The organism is Corallococcus carmarthensis (assembly GCF_003611695.1).
In the GTDB taxonomy this organism is placed as follows: Bacteria; Myxococcota; Myxococcia; order Myxococcales; family Myxococcaceae; genus Corallococcus; species Corallococcus carmarthensis.
In genome coordinates, this window is the sequence record NZ_RAWE01000020.1 from 1 (window position 1) to 15,112 (window position 15,112).

The following is a 15,112-nucleotide window of genomic DNA, read 5'->3' on the forward strand; positions in this document are numbered from 1 at the left end:
TTTTCCGGTGGCAATGTCGGAGGGGTCACACCCGTTCCCATCCCGAACACGGAAGTTAAGCCCTCCAGAGCCGATGGTACTCCGCGGGAAACCGCGTGGGAGAGTAGGTCGCTGCCGGATTCTTTTTTGAAAGCCCCTGGTGCCGCAAGGCGCCAGGGGCTTTGTCTTTGCGGGCTGGTGCTGCCTGGCGCGGCCGCATGCTTCTTCGTGGATTGATCCGACGGCGTGCGAACGTACGGCGTACTGGCTTTGAGGCTGGCCTGACCCTGCCTGCTTTTGCTTGAGTGGCGCTCCTTCCCCCTCTCTGGACAGGAGCCTCTCGCATGCATCTGCTTCGAATCTACGCCGCTGGGCTGTTCGCGCTGGGGCTCCTGCTGGCACCCTCTGAATCCAAGGCGCAGCAGCCCGGGGTTCGCCTGGGCGTGGGCGCGGACTACTGGGTGGACACCAGCGCCGCCTTCAACTTCACGCTCGGCGTTGAGGGGCATGTCGCGGGCCCGGTCTTCGTGGGGGCCCGGTTCGGCGCGGTGCTCGTCACCGACGGCAACATCATTGGCGTGCCGCTGGACATCTCGCTTCGCGCGACGGTGGGCCGCACCGTCTACATCGAAGGGCTCGCGGGGCCGTGGATCTTCTTCAAGGGTGACACCTTCAAGGCCCACGCGGCGTTTGGCTTTGGCCTCCAGGGCAAGGCCGCGAGCATCGGCGTCGAGGTGGGTTACCTCGACCCGAACCCGATCATCGGACTGCGGCTGGGCTACAAGTTCTGAAGCCGTGCCTCAGTAGTGCGGGGGGCGCTCCTGCTGGCGGGCGTCCACCAGGCCCGGCTCGGCGTCCAGCTTGCGCTTGAGCCGGTCCAGCTCCGCTCGGAGCGCGTCGATGACGCGTCCCTGCTGGTAGAGCACGTCGCTCAACTCCTGCAGCAGCTCCTGCTGCTGCGTGTAGCGGATTTCCAGCTCGACCAGGCGCTTGTCTTCCATTGCTGTCTTCTCCGCTCGGGGACCGTGCCCCATGAATACCTTCGAATACCTGCAGCGCGCCCGCGAGCTGCTGGGGCGCGGACAGCCCGAGCTGGCGGAGTCCGCGCTGAGTGACGCCATCGATGCGGCCGTGGCCGCGGAGGACCTGGTCCTGCTTACCCAGGCCCGGTTCGCCCTGGGGGAGCTGCTCTTCCAGCAGGGCCGCGATGAAGAGGCAATCCCCTTCCTCCAGGCCGTGGTGCGCACCGAACGGGCCGACGGGTCCGTGGACGCGCCGGTCATCGCCTCCGCGCGGATGCTCCGGCAAATCCGGGGGCAGGAACCGCGCTGAGCCTCCCCTGCGCTTCAGGGCAGCCGGCACTGCTCCCGGATGGTGTCCATCCGCTGCGGGAAGCGGCGCTCCAGATCCGTGCGTGTCTGGCGAGCTCCCTCGAGCTTTCCTGCCTTCACCTGGAGGGTGCAGAGGGTGCCCAGCGCTCGGGTGTCGGAGACGTCCAGACGGTCCGCCTGGCGCAGGGCCTCCTCGGCGGCGTCCTGATTTCCCAATTGGAACCAGGCGATGCCCAACTGGAAGTGACCTTCCGCGAGCTTCGGGTCCTTCTGCACCGCCTGCTGCAACAGCCCCACGGCTTCGCGGTTCCGGCCCTCCTTGGTGAGCACCAGCCCCTGTTCCACCAGGAGCCTGGCCGCGGGGACCTTTCCCTCCAGGGAGGTGAAGACCTTCAAGGCGTCCTCGGGCCTTCCCATCCGGCTGAGCAGCCGGCCGTAGCGCACGCCGACGAGAGGGTCTCCTGGAGCCCGGCCGTAGGCCCGGGAGAGGGCCTCCGTGGCACCCTCGATGTCGCCCTTCTCCTCGCTCAGGTCCGCCCGGAGCAGCTCCGCCCGCGGGTCCGCCGGCGCGAGCTTCTGTGCCTTGCCGAGCGACTGCTCCACGCAGCGGGACATCCGCTCCCGGTCGCAGATGCGCGCGAGCAGGAGCTGGGTTTCCAGCGCGTTGGGGTCCCGTCGCTCGGCTTCCAGGGCCAGGTCGTGCGCTTCCGCCGGGGCTCCTTCGCGCAGGAGTTCCGCCGCCGTGCGCAGGTCCGCCGCCGTGGCCTTGTCGTTGTGCTTCAGGGGCACCAGGAACCGCAGGCGGCCTTCCACGTTGTCCGTGGCCCGGGCGATGGCCAGCTCCTGCTCGGGCATGTCGCGGGGCAGGAACAGTGGGATGACGTGGACAACGAGCGCTGCCCCACAGACCCAGAGAACGCTCCGGAGCCCCTGGTCCCAGCGCCGGCCGGTTCCCTGCGCTGGTTCGTTCGATGGGTCGCTCATGAACGCGTTTCTAGACGGCGCGGAGGTGGGGGCGCAGCCCCGAGGGTAGCTCCATCTCGCAGCTCCAGCAGAGCTCGAAGTTGGCGGGATTCTCCTCGCCGCATCGCGGGCATGTCACCGAACGGCTGGCGGCTTCCTGGTTGGCCTGGAGCTCCGCGAGGACCTGGCGCCCGGCTTCCAGTTCCTGGGGCCACAGCCACAGCTCCACCCAGGCTTCGGTGCTGGGGATCTCTCCGCTCAGCGGGACCAGGGACTCGCCTCGGATGTCGACCGAGAGCCCGGCTGATTCCAGGGCCCCCGCCAGCATCCGCGCCTCTCCGACCGTGCGGTGCACGGAGAACTGCACGCGCTTCATGCTTCTTGTCTGTCAGAACCGGGCCGCCAGGGCAACCTGCCCCGGTTGCTCCCCTGCTGTGCCCTGGCCGACGTGGCCCTCACGGGCCGTGTGGCCCCGTCATTCGTCGTGGCGGAGTTGGTGCGGCAGGACGGCGTGCGCGTGGCGGGGAGCTCGTGCGTGGAGCTCCGCCGTCAGCAGGGCGTCCAGCTCCGCGAGCAGCCGATCATACCCGCCACCGGCCCCCTTCGCGGGCAGCCGCTCCGTGGCGAGCCTGAGGCGGGGTGTCTCCTCGTCCTCGAAGGCCAGGGTCACCGCCAGGCCGTCCGGGCCTCCCGCTTGCGGCGCGAGGGTGGCGGGCTCGGGCTCCCGCTGGAGGGTTTCCAGCAAGGGGGCCAGCCGGCGGATCTCCTCCTGGGTCAGGTCCCGCTCCACCACCGGTTCGCCCTGTTCCAGGACGCGGAGGTGCTTCAGTCCCTCCACTCGCAGCGCCTGCGCTCCAGTGTTCGTCCGGCCACTGCGCTCGTAGGTCACCGTCTTCACGCGCCGTACCTCCCTGGGGTCAAGGAGTAGGCATTCGCCTCCTCCTCGGCATCCCAAGGAGGCCGCGACGGGTGCTCCGGGTCCCGGAACGACAGCCCGAGCGCCCGGTGCCGGACACTGTGCAGCGTCCCCTGGGCCCCTGCTCTTCCTGGGAGCGCCTCCCTACCGTGCCTTCCATCCGGGCGCCCATGTCCGGACACAGGGAGGCCGCCGAACGATGAGCAAGCACAAGAACCCGAGCCCGAATGATCAGCGCTCCAACACGAAGAACCCCGAGCGCCCGGAGCACAAGACCCCGCAGGACAACCGCGCCAACCAGATGAACCCGAACCGTCCTCCGAACCCGCCGTCGAACATGCCCTCCCATGGTGGCGGCATGACGGGCGGGGACGACTCCTCGAAGCGCTGAACGAAACAGGAGAGGCCGGCCGCGCGTTCGGGCCGGCCCCTCCTTGGGACGTTGTCCTAACGAACGCGCGGCGAGCACTCGCCTTCGCCGCGGTAGTGGCCCACGGTGCGCACGAGCGCCGTCACGAAGTCGCGCAGCGTCCGCACGCTGCCCGCGCCTCCCGTGCCGTACTGGTTCGACGGCAGCGACGTGAGGTCCACCAGGCCCAGTTCATCCAGGGTGATGTCGCCGTCCGGGCCGACGATGCCCGTGCTGTCCGCGGCGGCGATGGCGTCGAAGCGCATCTTCGCGTCGGCCGACTGGAGGTCGTCGAAGAAGAGGTGGTCGCCGTGGATGGTGAGCTGAACCGTCTCCGTGCCGCCCTTGGGCACCGTCACGCCGTTGCCGATGTCCTCGTTCTCGCAGTGCTCGTAGACGGTGTTGGTGGGGAAGCCCCAGCGGAAGCGCTTCGTCACGGTGCCCTTGGTGGCCGTGCCTTCGACGTAGACGGACCAGCCTTCGGTGTTCATCCGCGTCACGTCCTCCGCGTCCGCGTTGCCGGCGGTGGCGTCCGTGACGGGGGCGATGGCGTAGCTCACCTCGTCCCATTCCGCGGAGGCCAGGTCGTTGAACGTCGCGACGTCCACCGGTCCCGGACGGTGCACGTCGTACACCTTCGCGGGCGACTGCTCGGCGGCGGTCTCTCCCTCGTGGTTGGCGACCTTCACCTCGCCCAGCTTCACGAGGAACTTGTCGTACTTCACGCTCCAGCCGTCCTCGAAGGCGCTCGCGGGGATCTGCTTCTCGATGAAGTCCTCCCCGTACGTGGTGAACGTCACGTTGCCCTCACCCGACGAGCAGGCGACCAGGGCCAGGCACGACACTCCCATCAGCCAATGCTTCTTCATTCCGCTGCTCCTTCCACCCACGTCACGACGTAGGCGCTGGTGTCTTCCACGCCGCGCACCCACCCGTTCTGGGCCTGGCTTTCGGCGGGGAAGGTGGAAACGCCAGACGCGTCCGGAAGAGACGCGGTGGCGAAGTCGATGCGGTCCATCCATTTCCCCAGGTTCACCGCGATGCGCACGGAGCCGGACTCCTTCTGGAGGTCTCGCTCGAAGCGCACGCCTTCGATGGCCTTGGTCAGGTCCACCGTCGCGTCGAAGCGCACCGTGGCTCCGGACGTGTGCGTCGCCGTGCCACGCACGTGTGCCTGGTGGCCTCCGAGGAGGTTCTGTGCGTCCGTGGCCGCGGTGGGCGTCACGAGCGTCAGCTCCAGCGAACCGTACGAGCCCGTGACGGCGTTGGCGTCGCCCAGGGTTCCGCCCGCGAGCAGGTCCACCGTCCGGACGTTCAACACCTCTCCCAGCGCGTCGCCGGGGACGTAGTGGCCGGGGTGCGCGTTCGCGGTGCCTCCGATGAGCGAGTACCAGTCGAAGCGCGGCGCGCGGCGGGACAGCAGCACTCGGCCCTCGAAGAAACGCACCGAGCCCACGGAAACCTGTGCGGCTTCGGGCGTCACCGTCCAGCCGTACTCGTTGGGGGCCGCGGGGGCCGTCGCAGTCATCGTCACCGCGAAGGTCCGGCGCTCTGCTTCCGTCTTGCCGCCGCAGCCCAGGCTCAGCAGGGTGGCGGTCAGCGCCAGCGCTCGGAGCGGGGCGGGGAGTGGGTTCATCACAGGTGGACCTCCAGGGTGAGCGAGGCCACGCGTGGCGACCCCGCGGTGAAATGCCGGGCTGGAACGAGGCTCGGCTGGGTGGTGGGGTCGAAGCGCGAGCTGTAGACGAACTCGCCGTCGCGCCAGCGCGTGTTGAGCAGGTTCTTCACGTCGAGCCGCAACGCGAGCGCTCCCCTGCGCAACGCGGCCTGCGCGTCCGCGAGGAACACCGTGTGGCTGAACTCGTCGTAGGGCAGGGGCCGCGGCCCGATGAGCGTGAGGCCCGTGCCCACGGACAGGACGGAGCCGATGCCGGGCAGCGGCTTCTCCCAGCCGATGTCCGCTCGGGCGACCAGTGGCGCGAAGTAGGGGAGCTTCGCGTCCGTCTTCGTCACCGTCGCGTTCGCCACCGTGGCGCTCAGCGCGGCCGTGACCCCTTCGATGGGACGCGCCTGCAGCGCCGCGGAGATGCCCGTGCGCAGCGTCTCTCCCGTGAAGACGGTGGTGCCCACCGTGTGGTCGAAGAAGAAGTCGTCCGTCACCTGCGAACCGAAGACGCTCGCCTGGAAGGAGAGGCGTTCTCCGTCCTTCCGGGTGCCCAGCTCCGCGCCGTGCACGTCGACGAAGGGGGCTTGTTCTCCCTCCGAGAGGCTTCGCGCCTGCGGGGAACGGAAGCCGTCACCGTAGCTGGCGAAGAGGGCCCAGGTGTCCGTGAGCGCGTATTCGATGCCGGCCTTGGCTCCCCAGTGCACCCCGAAGGCGCTGCGGGAGTAGCCCTGTCCGTCGTAGTAGCGCGAGTCGCGGAAGGCGAGCGCGTCGAAGACCTCCACGCCCAACGCGTCGGCTCGGCCTCCGAGCCGGAAGGCCCAGCGGCCCAGGGGGAGCCTGGCTTCGGCGTAACCCCAGACGTCCGTCTGCGTGATGTCCGCGTCCACTTCGTCCGCGAAGAAGGTGCCGTCCGTCTCGCGGTAACGGCGTTGCGTCTGGTGGATGCCGTCGCGCCTTCCTCCGAGGCCCAGTTCCAGCGCGACCGGGCGGTCGAAGAGGGTGACCTGCCGGCGGTGTTCCGCGCGCAGGCCCAGGATGGATCCGCCGTTCGTCTGCTCCAGGCCGTCGCCGCGGTCGTCCACGCGGTAGCCCGTGAAGTTGTTGCGCAGGCGCAGGTCCGAGAGGATTCCGAAGGCCTCCACTCTCGTGCGCGCGGTGCCTTCGCGTGGCAGGTCCACCCCGATGAGGAGCTGATGCCGGGAGACCGTGCCGCCCTGACGGGGGAAGGAGCCGGAGTAGAAGGTGCTGCGCCCGGCTTCGAGGTCGTCCTCGCGCACCACGCCCGGTGAGTCGAAGCGCGTGACGTAGCTGCCTCCCAGGATGCGGGCGCTCAGGCCGTGGCCCAGGTCCATGTTCGCCTGGGCGAGCAGGGCGGCCCGGCCGTAGCCTCGCTGTGGGCCGAAGCCGTCACTCTCTCCAATCTCCGCCGCCGCGAAGGTGCCGGGGTCCTCGCCGGGACGCACCGTCACGACGAGCCGGCGCTGGTTGAACTGGCCCAGCGTGCCGGCGAACTCCACGCCCTTCTCCCGGGCGCCCAGGTCCATGCGCACGGTTCCCGCGACCGCGAAGTCCCCCTGGAACGCTCGGTAGGAGCCCTCCGTCACCTCCAGCGATTGGACGAGCTCCGGGATGATGAAGTTGGTGTCCGCGTAGCCGAGCGCGTGGATGTGGCTCACCTCGTTCACTGGCAGGCCTCCGACGTTCAGCTCCACGTCCTGGCCGTGGAGCGCGTCGAAGCCGCGGAGGAAGAGCTGCTGCGCCTTGCCCTCTCCACTGTGCTGCGAGGCCACGAGGCCCGGGACGACCCGCAGCACGTCCGTCGCGTTCGTGCGTGGTGCCGTGTCGAGGATGTCCCGGCCCAGCGTGACCTCGGAGGCGCTCTGCGCCGGTCGCGTGCCTCGCACCACCGTGGAGCGCTGCTTGCCGGACGCCTCCGGCGGCGGCGTGGGGGGAGGGGCATCCGGAGACGGCTGCTCCGCGGGGGATGCGACTGCCTCGCTGGTGCTGGGGGCTTCCGGAGGTTGCTGCCCGGCGGGGGATGCGACCGAGTCACTGGCGCTGGGCGATTCCAGGCGCTGCTGTTCGGCGGGAGGCGTGCCCGGCTCACTGGAGGACGCGGCCGGCTGCTGTGTTCCAGGTTGCTGTTGTTGTGGCGTGGCTTCTGTCACCACATGGCCGGTGGCTTCCAGGCCCGGTCCTTCCTGCGCGGAGGCCGGGACTGCGTGAAGACACGTCGAGAGCGTGGCGAACGCGATGAGCAACATGGTCACGGATGGGAAGACACGAGGACACGGCGACACGTCCCCGGCTCGCGTCGGGACGCGTTCCAGGGCGTGCGGGTTGAAAGACAGACGGCTTCAGGACACACGCCCACGCAGGCCCGTGTCTGGCCCAGGCCAGACGGTCCGCATGCTCGCAAGTCATCCTTACGGAAGTCCGAAGTGCGCGGATGTCGCTAGGGGCCCTGCGGCATCGCCGCGGACCGCAATCGCTGACCCGGTGACCACTCCGGGCCTCGCGCGGCTTCCACCCGCCACGACACCCCGCGCAGCTTCGGCGGCACGAACACCGTCCAGCTCGCCGCCACCGCCAGCAGGTGCTCCACCGAGCCCGTCAGGTGCTGGTGGCCATGGCCCTGCTTCGCCCCGTCCGCCTCGGGCTCGGCCTTACAGGGGGCCTTCGCCGCGTCGCACGTACCGGGGGTGCGGTGGACGTGGCTGGCCGCGCCGTGCTCGTGGGCATGACGCCCCAGGCCTCCGCCGTGTCCCACCACCGCGTGCAGCACCGGCGCCACCGCGAGCCCGTACACCAGGACCCACAGTCCCAGGAACGCCAGGTCACGTCGGTCTCGGGAGTCCCACACGGCGGTTCGGAGTGAGGCGGCAGCGCGTCCAGGACGGGGGAGGTGAGGCGACTGGCTGCCTATCCGTCCTGCCCCGGACACGCAAGACCGCCCCTGACGCCCGCTGCCAGACAGTGTCCTGTCATCCAGTCCCATGACCCCGTGGACCGCTTGACGCATCGCATTGGAATCCGCTGCGGCCGAAGACTTCCCGTCATAGACTCCGTGCGTGCTTTCTGAATCCGCTGCGCTCCGTTCCCTGCCTGCCTCCACGGAGGTTCCCGCCCCGCCCTCGCGTGCTGACCGTCTGCGTTCGCTGGGGAGCGAGTCCTTCGACCTGCTCGTCATTGGCGGTGGGGTGACGGGGGCGGGCGCGGCCCGGGACGCGGCGCTGCGGGGCTTGAAGGTGGCCCTGGTGGAGCGCGAGGACTTCGCCAGTGGGACGTCCAGCCGCTCGTCGCGCCTCATCCACGGGGGGCTGCGCTACCTGGAGCATGGCCACCTGGGGCTCGTCTTCGAGTCGAGCATCGAGCGGCGCCGCCTGCTCAACCTGGCGCCCCATCTGGTGCGGCCACTGGCCTTCATCTGGCCCGTCTATGCCGGTGCTCGCGTGCCGCGCTGGAAGCTCAACGCGGGCCTCATGCTGTACGACGCCCTGTCCCTGTTCCGGAACGTGAAGGCCTATCAGCGCCTGTCGCTCAAGCAGGTGGTGGAGGCCGAGCCCGGCATCCGCTCCGAGGGGCTCAAGGGCGGCGCCCGCTACTACGACGCGGCCACCGACGATGCGCGCCTCACGCTGGCCAACGCGCTGGGCGCGAGCGAGGCCGGCGCGGTGGTGCTCAACCACGCCTCCGTGAAGCGGCTGGTGCTGGAGGACGGCAAGACCCAGGGCGCGGTGGTGGTGGATCACCTCACCGGCCTGGAGCACACCGTGCGCGCGCGCGCCGTCGTCAACGCGACCGGTCCCTGGAGCGATGAGATCCGCCAGCTGGATTCAGGGCAGGCCCGCACGGGTCCCGCGGTGCGCGGCAGCAAGGGCGTGCACATCGCCGTGCCCCGCTCGCGGCTGAACATTGGCGACGCGCTCACGCTGCTGTCCCCCGTGGACGGCCGCGTGATGTTCATCCTGCCCGCGGATGCGTTCACCCTCATCGGCACGACGGAGACGGCCACCCGCGCCCACCCGGCCGAGGTGCGCGCGAGCGAAGCGGACGTGGCCTACCTGCTCGCTTCCGCCAATGCCTTCTTCCCTGAAGCGCAGCTCACCCGCGAGGACATGGTCAGCGCCTGGGCCGGCATCCGCCCGCTGGCCGCGAGCGGCTACCACGGCAACAGCGACGCGGGCAGCGCCAGCCGCGAGCACTCCATCGACGTGAGCCCGTCCGGCGTGCTGGCCATCAGCGGCGGCAAGCTCACCACCTTCCGGGTCATGGCCCGCGACGTGGTCAACGCCGTGGAGCGTCACCTGGCCGTCCAGCACCGCAAGCCCGTCACCCACGAGCAGCCCCTGCCGGGCGGCGACATCCTGAAGCTGGACGCGGAGCTGGCGGCGGCGCGGCAGGACGTGGGGGACTCGGCCACGGGCGAGCACCTGGTGCGCGCGTACGGCAGCCGCTGGCGCGCGGTGTGGGCGCTGACTCGCGAGACGCCGGAGCTGGCCGGGCCGCTGGTGGACGGCCTGCCGTACCGCCGCGCCGAGGCCGCGTGGGGCGTGTCCCACGAGATGGTCCAGACGCTGGCCGACCTGCTCATCCGCCGCCTCAAGGTCGCGTTCGAGACGCGCGATCAGGGCCGCGCCGCCGCTGTCCGCGCCGCGGAGGTGATGGCGCCTCGCCTGGGGTGGGACGCGGCGGAGACGGAGCGGCAGCTGGCGGCCTATGACACGGATGCCCAGCGCATCTTCGGCGTGGATCCTTCCGACGCCTGACCCCTCGCCGTGAGGGCGGACCCGGTGCGTCATGCTGGGGCTCGAACGGGGCGCTCCCCCTGCGAGCGTTGAGCGCCTCACGTTGGCCCGGCACCGGATGGCCGTCGGGCGCACGACAGCCGCCCGAGCAGTCGTCCTGCGTCCATGCTTAAATCGCCGTGGGAACGGGAAGCAGGATTGGCCCGTTCTTCCCGGCCCCCTTTTCGGGGGCAGCGGGTCACGGCGCGGTGTTCCACGTTGGCCGGGCACGAAGGAGATGCATCCCATGAAGCGTTGGCTTTGGCTTGGGCTCGGGCTGTCCGGACTGGTGGCGAGCGGCTGCGGCAGTGACCCCGACCCTGGCGGCGACATCCTGCCCCAGGCATGCCCTGGCACCGCGGAGGCGGCGCTGCCGGCTCCGGCGGTCTCCGCGCTGAGCTCGACCCCGGCGGCGGACGGGGTGATCATCACCTACAAGCCGAAGGTGAGCGCCAGCGCGCTGGCCGCCTCGGCGGACATCGCGGCGGCCGTGGAGCGCGAGGGCGGCACGGTGAAGCGCCGCATCCCGAACATGAACGTGGTGTCCGCCCGGCTGTCGCCGGAGGCCGTCACGGCGCTGAAGCTCCACCCGGACGTGCTGTCCGTGACGCCGAACCGCCGCGTGTTCGCGATGGGCCTGCCCACGCCGCCGCCGCTGGTGTCGTGGCAGGGCGCGCTCAACACGCAGGGGTCGGTGGGCGAGTACACCGAGGGGCTGAAGCTGGTCCAGGCCCCGCAGGTGTGGGACGCGAACAACGACGGCGTCATCGACACCGGCGCGCCCACGGGCGAGGGCGTGAAGGTGTGCGTCATCGACAGCGGCTGGGACAGCAAGCACCCGGAGCTGAAGAATGCGTTCCTCAAGGGCAAGGACTTCGTCGACAACGACGAGGACCCGTCCGACCAGAGCGAGGCCCAGGGCGTGGTGACGGTGGGCGGCGGCCACGGCACGCACGTGTCCGCGACCATCCTGGCGCAGTTCGGCGCGGGCTCCGGCGGCCGCGTGGGCCCCGGGCAGGACCCCAACGGCGTGGTGGGCGTGGCGCCGGGCGCGTCGCTGCTCGTCGCGCGCGTGCTGGACACGGATGGCGGCGGCAGCACGGATGACGTCATCGCGGCGGTGGACTGGTGCCATGCGGAGGGGGCGCGGATCGCCTCGCTGTCGCTGGGCGCTCCGGATCCGTCCGAGGCCGAGCAGCTCATGTTCGAGAAGGTCTGGGAGAACGGCAACGGCATGCTGTCCGTCGCGGCCAGCGGCAACGACGGCAAGCGCGGCATCTCCTATCCGGCCGCGTACCTGCCGTCGGTGATGGCGGTGGGCGCGGTGGACCTGCAGGGCGAGTACGCGGTCTTCTCGCAGTACGGCCAGGAGCTGTCCGTGGTGGGCCCGGGCGTGGGCGTGCTGAGCGCCACGGTGCTGGGGGCGGCGTCGCTGTCCTCGGTGAACGTGGGGGCGGCGCCCGTCACCTCGTCGCCGCTCACGTACACCGCGCAGGGCACGTACACGGGCCGGCTGGTCAACTGCGGCCTGGGCGCGGACCGCGCGTCGTGCGGTGAGGCGGCCACCTGCGACGGCTTCGTCGCGTACGTGGACCGCGGCGACCTGTTCTTCGAGGAGAAGGCGCGCAACGTCATCCAGGCCGGCGCGCGCGCGGTCATCATCGGCAACAACGTGGCGGATGACGGGGACGGCACCTTCACGCTGGGCTCCGCGAACTCGCACTGGGTGCCCACGGTGTCGGTGTCGATGGCGTCGGGTTCGGCCCTCAAGCAGCTCGTGGGGAAGGACGTGACGGTGACCACCACCGGCCTGGACTACCAGCGCGAGTCGGGCACCTCCATGGCCACCCCGCACGTGTCGGGCGTCGCGGCGCTGGTGTTCAGCGCCCGGCCGGACCTGAGCGCCGCGCACGTGCGCGCCGTGCTGGAGAAGACGGCGCTGGACGACAAGACGACGCCGGGCGTGGATGAGAAGTACGGCCATGGCCTGGTGCAGGCGGCCAAGGCCGTGGCCCTGGCGCGCACGCTGCCCCAGGGCGGCGGTCCGCTCCCGCTGCCGTAGCGGCATGCCCGTGCTCCCGTAGCGCCTGACGCCCCCGCGTCCCTTCAGTGGGACCGGGGGCGCTTCAGTTTCCGGGCAAGCGACGTGTCGTGGGTTGGCAGTGCGGGCAGGCGGCCGACCGCCAGGCTTCCGGGACGGTGGCTCCCGGCGTGTGCGCACGCACCTTCCCAGAACGGAGGCGCGCCGCGCATGAAGCGAGACACGTGGCTGAAGTTGGGAATCGCGGGCGCGGCCTGCCTGCTGATGTGTGCCGGGGCCCAGTCCGGCGGCAGGGGGGATGACGCGGCGTCCGAGGAGACGACGCCTCCCGCGACTTCACAGCCGGCCGCTCCGCAGCAGACTCCCTCGGCTCCGGCGACGACACCGCGGCAGCCAGGCACGGGGGGCTCGACGATCATCTCACCGCAGCAACCCGGGACGGGGGGCTCGACGACGATCTCACCGCAGCAACCTGGGACGGGGGGCTCCGGGACGAACACGCAGGCCCCCGCTGGGACGGCTCCTGTTGCCACGCCTCCGCCGCAGGGCACCGCGGCGCCCCAGGGGAACACCCAGGACACGGAGCAGCGCAGCCCCAGCGCGGAGCCGAACCCGGAGGGACGCACGACTCCGCCCAACCCGGGTACGGATCCGAACGCGGGCACGGGGGGCACGGGCAACACGGGCACGGGGGCTCCCGCCACGGCGAAGCCCCCTGCGTCCGGCGCTTCGCAGGGCGTCGCGGTGGTGGACGCCATCTACCGGGGCACGGTGCGCTCGGTGTCCTCCAAGGAGGTCGTCATCGACAACGAGGGCTCGCGCCTGCCGCTGGAGATTGGAACCCAGACGCGCATCGTCCGCGAAGGCGAGGACATTGGCGTCACGGAGCTCAAGGAGGGCGAGCGGGTGCGCGCCACCGTGAACCTGGTGGGCCGCAGCCACACGCGGGAGATCGCCGTGCTGACCGGCGCCGAGGCCCGCCGCGACGCCGAAACCCAGCGCCGCCGGTGAGAGACTGGGGCCTGCCGTCCGTCAGCCGCGCGGCACGGTCCGCGTCTCCCGGACGGAGGTTTTCATCATGACGGTCTACGACCGATACCGAACCCTGTTGCACAAGTTGGCCCTCGTCCGCGCCCGCGCGCCGGGAGGGGAATCACCCGAAGCGGATGCGCTGCTCGACGCGATGGACGAGGTCTGGGACGCCATGTCCGAAGGCGAGCGCGCCGCCATGGAGCGCGAACGTGCCCGGTTGGCCGAGGCATCGGATGCGCGTGAGGTGCATGCGTGAGGCTTGCGCGTCACTCGCGCACGGACCCCATGGGCGCACCCGGTGGCCCATGGGGAATGCGCGAGGACGGCTGGGACGGCGGCAGTTCCCGGCGCTGACGCTGGCGCCACACCGCCCGCGTGTAGTCCACCACCGACGCCAGCGACAGCAGCGCGACGAGCGCCACGAGCGGCCGCACCAGGGGTGGGTAGAGCAGCACGCACAGCAACACCGCGAGCTGCAACGTCGTGACGACCTTGCCCAGCATCCGCGCCTTGAGCTCGATGGCCCGCATGTCCGGCCGCAGCCTCGCGACGATGAAGCCGATGGCCGTGCCGATGTCGCGCAGGAGCAGCAGCGTCAGCTCCACCGGGTCGATGAGCCCGTCCAGCAGACACACGATGAAGGCCGTCACCATGAAGGCGCGGTCCGCCACCGGGTCGATGAGCGCTCCCAGGCGCGTGGCCAGTCCCCGGTTCCGGGCAATCCAGCCGTCCAGGAAGTCCGTCGTCGCCGCCAGCACCACCAGCAACGCCCGCAGGCGCAGGTCCGACACCGCGATGAACACCGCGGCGAGGGGCAGGCGCGACAGGGACAGCGTATTGAGCAGCACGAGGCTTGCCCGACGGTGCATGGCTTTCAAAAGGTAGTGCTCGGCACCTGGGGCGCACCTGTCCGCCATGGCGAGCGTCCGGCGAAGAACTCCCTTGGTGCCCTCGTGGATCCGCGCCCCACGGGGACCCGTGGCCCTGCTTGCGGTGTCCCAGGGGCATGCCCGGAATTTCCCCGGCCCGTCTCCCTGGAGTCCGCCCCGTGAACGCGATGGGACCCTTCCGTCCCCTGATGGCCCTGGCCACCCTGTTCACCGTCGCGCTGCCCCTGGTGAGCTGCGAAGCGGCCGGCCGGGCGAAGGTCGCGCCTCACGTCCCCACGGCGGAGGAGCGGACGCGCTACCCGTGGCTGACGGCCTCCGCGCAGGTGCGCTCGCTGGAGGAGTCCTTCGCGCCTCCGGAGGGCTACACGCGCATGCCGCTGGAGGCGGGCTCCTTTGGCGCCTGGCTGCGCGGCCTGCCCCTGCGTCCTGATGGCACCCCCGTGCGCGACTTCCAGGGCCAGACGGTGCTGGCGGCCTCTGACGCGCGGCTCGCGGCGGTGGGGGAGCTGGACGTGGGCACCGTCAACCTCCAGCAGTGCGCGGATTCCATCCTGCGCCTTCACGCCGAGTGGCGCTGGGCGTCCGGCCATCCGGAGCGCATCGCCTACCGCTTCACCAGCGGCCACCTGGCGTCCTGGCCCCGGTACGCGGCCGGGGAGCGGGCGCGCGTCTCCGGCGCGAAGGTGACGTGGGTGCCCGGCAGCGCGGCGGCGGACAGCTCGCGGGCGGCGTTCCGGAACTACCTGGACCTGCTCTTCACCTACGCGGGCACCCTGTCCATCCAGGCGGAGGGCGCGCGTCCCACGCGGGAGCAGCTGCGCCCCGGGGACTTCTTCGTCCTGGGCGGCAGTCCCGGCCACACCGTGCTCGTGCTGGACGTGGCCAGCAACACGAAGGGCGAGCGCGTGGCGCTGGTGGGCCAGGGCTTCACTCCCGCGCAGGACTTCCATGTGCTCGCGGGCAGGGACGGGCCCTGGTTCTCGCTGGAGGGGGACAGCGTGGCGACGCCGTTCTGGGTGCCCTTCCCGATGACGTCGCTGCGCCGCCTGCCGGCTCCGTGAGAGCCGTACACATGAGAAACACATGAGATGCGGCCGG

17 protein-coding genes and 1 rRNA gene are annotated in these 15,112 nt (G+C 70.9%); 9 read left to right on the top strand and 9 right to left on the bottom strand.

Annotated features, from left to right (window positions below; all coding sequences use genetic code 11):
* Window positions 1-3: 3 nt before the first annotated feature.
* Both rrf and D7X32_RS08290 read left to right on the top strand, forming a co-directional pair.
* A 5S ribosomal RNA gene (gene rrf / locus D7X32_RS08285) occupies window positions 4-120 on the top strand.
* Window positions 121-323: 203 nt separating this feature from the next.
* The gene (locus D7X32_RS08290; RefSeq protein WP_120601968.1) at window positions 324-770 is read left to right on the top strand and encodes a hypothetical protein; all 447 of its coding nucleotides are present in this window, start codon (window positions 324-326) and stop codon (window positions 768-770) included.
* A gap of 9 nt (window positions 771-779) precedes the next feature.
* Here the strand turns inward: D7X32_RS08290 and D7X32_RS08295 are convergent, their stop codons facing one another.
* Window positions 780-980 carry a SlyX family protein gene (locus tag D7X32_RS08295; protein ID WP_120553911.1) on the bottom strand — a complete coding sequence of 67 codons (201 nt, stop codon included), beginning with the start codon at window positions 978-980 and terminating at the stop codon, window positions 780-782.
* Window positions 981-1,011: 31 nt separating this feature from the next.
* Here D7X32_RS08295 and D7X32_RS08300 point away from each other — a divergent pair, with 31 nt between their 5' ends.
* Complete coding sequence (locus D7X32_RS08300; protein ID WP_120601969.1) at window positions 1,012-1,311, top strand: tetratricopeptide repeat protein; 300 nt, start codon at window positions 1,012-1,014, stop codon at window positions 1,309-1,311.
* 14 nt (window positions 1,312-1,325) lie between these two features.
* Here the strand turns inward: D7X32_RS08300 and D7X32_RS08305 are convergent, their stop codons facing one another.
* The 3 genes from D7X32_RS08305 to D7X32_RS08315 form a co-directional block, all read right to left on the bottom strand.
* Window positions 1,326-2,294 (bottom strand): tetratricopeptide repeat protein, encoded by a 969-nt coding sequence (locus D7X32_RS08305; RefSeq protein ID WP_120601970.1) that lies wholly within the window; start codon window positions 2,292-2,294, stop codon window positions 1,326-1,328.
* 10 nt (window positions 2,295-2,304) lie between these two features.
* Entirely contained in the window at window positions 2,305-2,649 is a 345-nt protein-coding gene (locus D7X32_RS08310; RefSeq protein WP_120601971.1) for a DUF7577 domain-containing protein, read from the bottom strand.
* Between the two features lie 99 nt (window positions 2,650-2,748).
* Window positions 2,749-3,171, bottom strand: coding sequence for a hypothetical protein (locus D7X32_RS08315; RefSeq protein ID WP_120601972.1), 423 nt, complete (start codon window positions 3,169-3,171; stop codon window positions 2,749-2,751).
* 217 nt (window positions 3,172-3,388) lie between these two features.
* Between D7X32_RS08315 and D7X32_RS08320 the strand changes: the two genes are divergently transcribed.
* On the top strand, window positions 3,389-3,580 hold the full coding sequence (locus tag D7X32_RS08320) for a hypothetical protein (protein WP_120601973.1): 192 nt from the start codon (window positions 3,389-3,391) through the stop codon (window positions 3,578-3,580).
* A 56-nt stretch (window positions 3,581-3,636) separates the two neighbouring features.
* Here D7X32_RS08320 and D7X32_RS08325 read toward each other — a convergent pair whose 3' ends face one another.
* The 4 genes from D7X32_RS08325 to D7X32_RS08340 form a co-directional block, all read right to left on the bottom strand.
* Window positions 3,637-4,467: a hypothetical protein gene (locus D7X32_RS08325; RefSeq protein WP_120601974.1), complete on the bottom strand. Its 831-nt coding sequence runs from the start codon at window positions 4,465-4,467 to the stop codon at window positions 3,637-3,639.
* On the bottom strand, window positions 4,464-5,234 hold the full coding sequence (locus D7X32_RS08330; RefSeq protein WP_120601975.1) for a hypothetical protein: 771 nt from the start codon (window positions 5,232-5,234) through the stop codon (window positions 4,464-4,466). Before D7X32_RS08330 ends, D7X32_RS08325 begins: the two co-directional genes overlap by 4 nt.
* A complete protein-coding gene (locus D7X32_RS08335) occupies window positions 5,234-7,528 on the bottom strand; it encodes a TonB-dependent receptor (RefSeq protein ID WP_120601976.1) in 2,295 nt (764 codons plus the stop codon). The genes D7X32_RS08330 and D7X32_RS08335 overlap by 1 nt, the downstream gene beginning before the upstream one ends.
* Before the next feature lie 191 nt (window positions 7,529-7,719).
* Entirely contained in the window at window positions 7,720-8,127 is a 408-nt protein-coding gene (locus tag D7X32_RS08340) for a hypothetical protein (protein WP_244238907.1), read from the bottom strand.
* Between the two features lie 208 nt (window positions 8,128-8,335).
* On the opposite strand from D7X32_RS08340, the gene glpD reads away from it, so the two are divergent.
* The 4 genes from glpD (at window position 8,336) to D7X32_RS08360 (ending at window position 13,380) form a co-directional block, all read left to right on the top strand.
* Window positions 8,336-10,033, top strand: coding sequence for a glycerol-3-phosphate dehydrogenase (glpD, locus tag D7X32_RS08345; RefSeq protein WP_120601977.1), 1,698 nt, complete (start codon window positions 8,336-8,338; stop codon window positions 10,031-10,033).
* A gap of 265 nt (window positions 10,034-10,298) precedes the next feature.
* Window positions 10,299-12,113, top strand: a complete 1,815-nt coding sequence (locus D7X32_RS08350; protein ID WP_120601978.1) for a S8 family serine peptidase — start codon at window positions 10,299-10,301, stop codon at window positions 12,111-12,113.
* A 189-nt stretch (window positions 12,114-12,302) separates the two neighbouring features.
* On the top strand, window positions 12,303-13,103 hold the full coding sequence (locus D7X32_RS08355; RefSeq protein WP_120601979.1) for a hypothetical protein: 801 nt from the start codon (window positions 12,303-12,305) through the stop codon (window positions 13,101-13,103).
* Between the two features lie 67 nt (window positions 13,104-13,170).
* The gene (locus tag D7X32_RS08360; protein ID WP_120601980.1) at window positions 13,171-13,380 is read left to right on the top strand and encodes a hypothetical protein; all 210 of its coding nucleotides are present in this window, start codon (window positions 13,171-13,173) and stop codon (window positions 13,378-13,380) included.
* Between the two features lie 10 nt (window positions 13,381-13,390).
* Here D7X32_RS08360 and D7X32_RS08365 read toward each other — a convergent pair whose 3' ends face one another.
* Window positions 13,391-13,993 (bottom strand): CDP-alcohol phosphatidyltransferase family protein, encoded by a 603-nt coding sequence (locus D7X32_RS08365; RefSeq protein WP_120601981.1) that lies wholly within the window; start codon window positions 13,991-13,993, stop codon window positions 13,391-13,393.
* 188 nt (window positions 13,994-14,181) lie between these two features.
* On the opposite strand from D7X32_RS08365, the gene D7X32_RS08370 reads away from it, so the two are divergent.
* Window positions 14,182-15,075, top strand: a complete 894-nt coding sequence (locus tag D7X32_RS08370) for a DUF4846 domain-containing protein (RefSeq protein WP_120602020.1) — start codon at window positions 14,182-14,184, stop codon at window positions 15,073-15,075.
* Window positions 15,076-15,112 lie beyond the last annotated feature (37 nt).

Coding starts and splice junctions, on each gene's coding strand:
- D7X32_RS08360 (WP_120601980.1), top strand. CDS start 13,171: ATGACGGTCTACGACCGATACCGAACCCTGTTGCACAAGTTGGCCCTC.
- D7X32_RS08300 (WP_120601969.1), top strand. CDS start 1,012: ATGAATACCTTCGAATACCTGCAGCGCGCCCGCGAGCTGCTGGGGCGC.
- D7X32_RS08325 (WP_120601974.1), bottom strand. CDS start 4,467: ATGAAGAAGCATTGGCTGATGGGAGTGTCGTGCCTGGCCCTGGTCGCC.
- D7X32_RS08290 (WP_120601968.1), top strand. CDS start 324: ATGCATCTGCTTCGAATCTACGCCGCTGGGCTGTTCGCGCTGGGGCTC.
- D7X32_RS08365 (WP_120601981.1), bottom strand. CDS start 13,993: ATGCACCGTCGGGCAAGCCTCGTGCTGCTCAATACGCTGTCCCTGTCG.
- D7X32_RS08350 (WP_120601978.1), top strand. CDS start 10,299: ATGAAGCGTTGGCTTTGGCTTGGGCTCGGGCTGTCCGGACTGGTGGCG.
- D7X32_RS08320 (WP_120601973.1), top strand. CDS start 3,389: ATGAGCAAGCACAAGAACCCGAGCCCGAATGATCAGCGCTCCAACACG.
- D7X32_RS08370 (WP_120602020.1), top strand. CDS start 14,182: ATGGGACCCTTCCGTCCCCTGATGGCCCTGGCCACCCTGTTCACCGTC.
- D7X32_RS08310 (WP_120601971.1), bottom strand. CDS start 2,649: ATGAAGCGCGTGCAGTTCTCCGTGCACCGCACGGTCGGAGAGGCGCGG.
- D7X32_RS08355 (WP_120601979.1), top strand. CDS start 12,303: ATGAAGCGAGACACGTGGCTGAAGTTGGGAATCGCGGGCGCGGCCTGC.
- D7X32_RS08295 (WP_120553911.1), bottom strand. CDS start 980: ATGGAAGACAAGCGCCTGGTCGAGCTGGAAATCCGCTACACGCAGCAG.
- D7X32_RS08305 (WP_120601970.1), bottom strand. CDS start 2,294: ATGAGCGACCCATCGAACGAACCAGCGCAGGGAACCGGCCGGCGCTGG.
- D7X32_RS08330 (WP_120601975.1), bottom strand. CDS start 5,234: ATGAACCCACTCCCCGCCCCGCTCCGAGCGCTGGCGCTGACCGCCACC.
- D7X32_RS08335 (WP_120601976.1), bottom strand. CDS start 7,528: ATGTTGCTCATCGCGTTCGCCACGCTCTCGACGTGTCTTCACGCAGTC.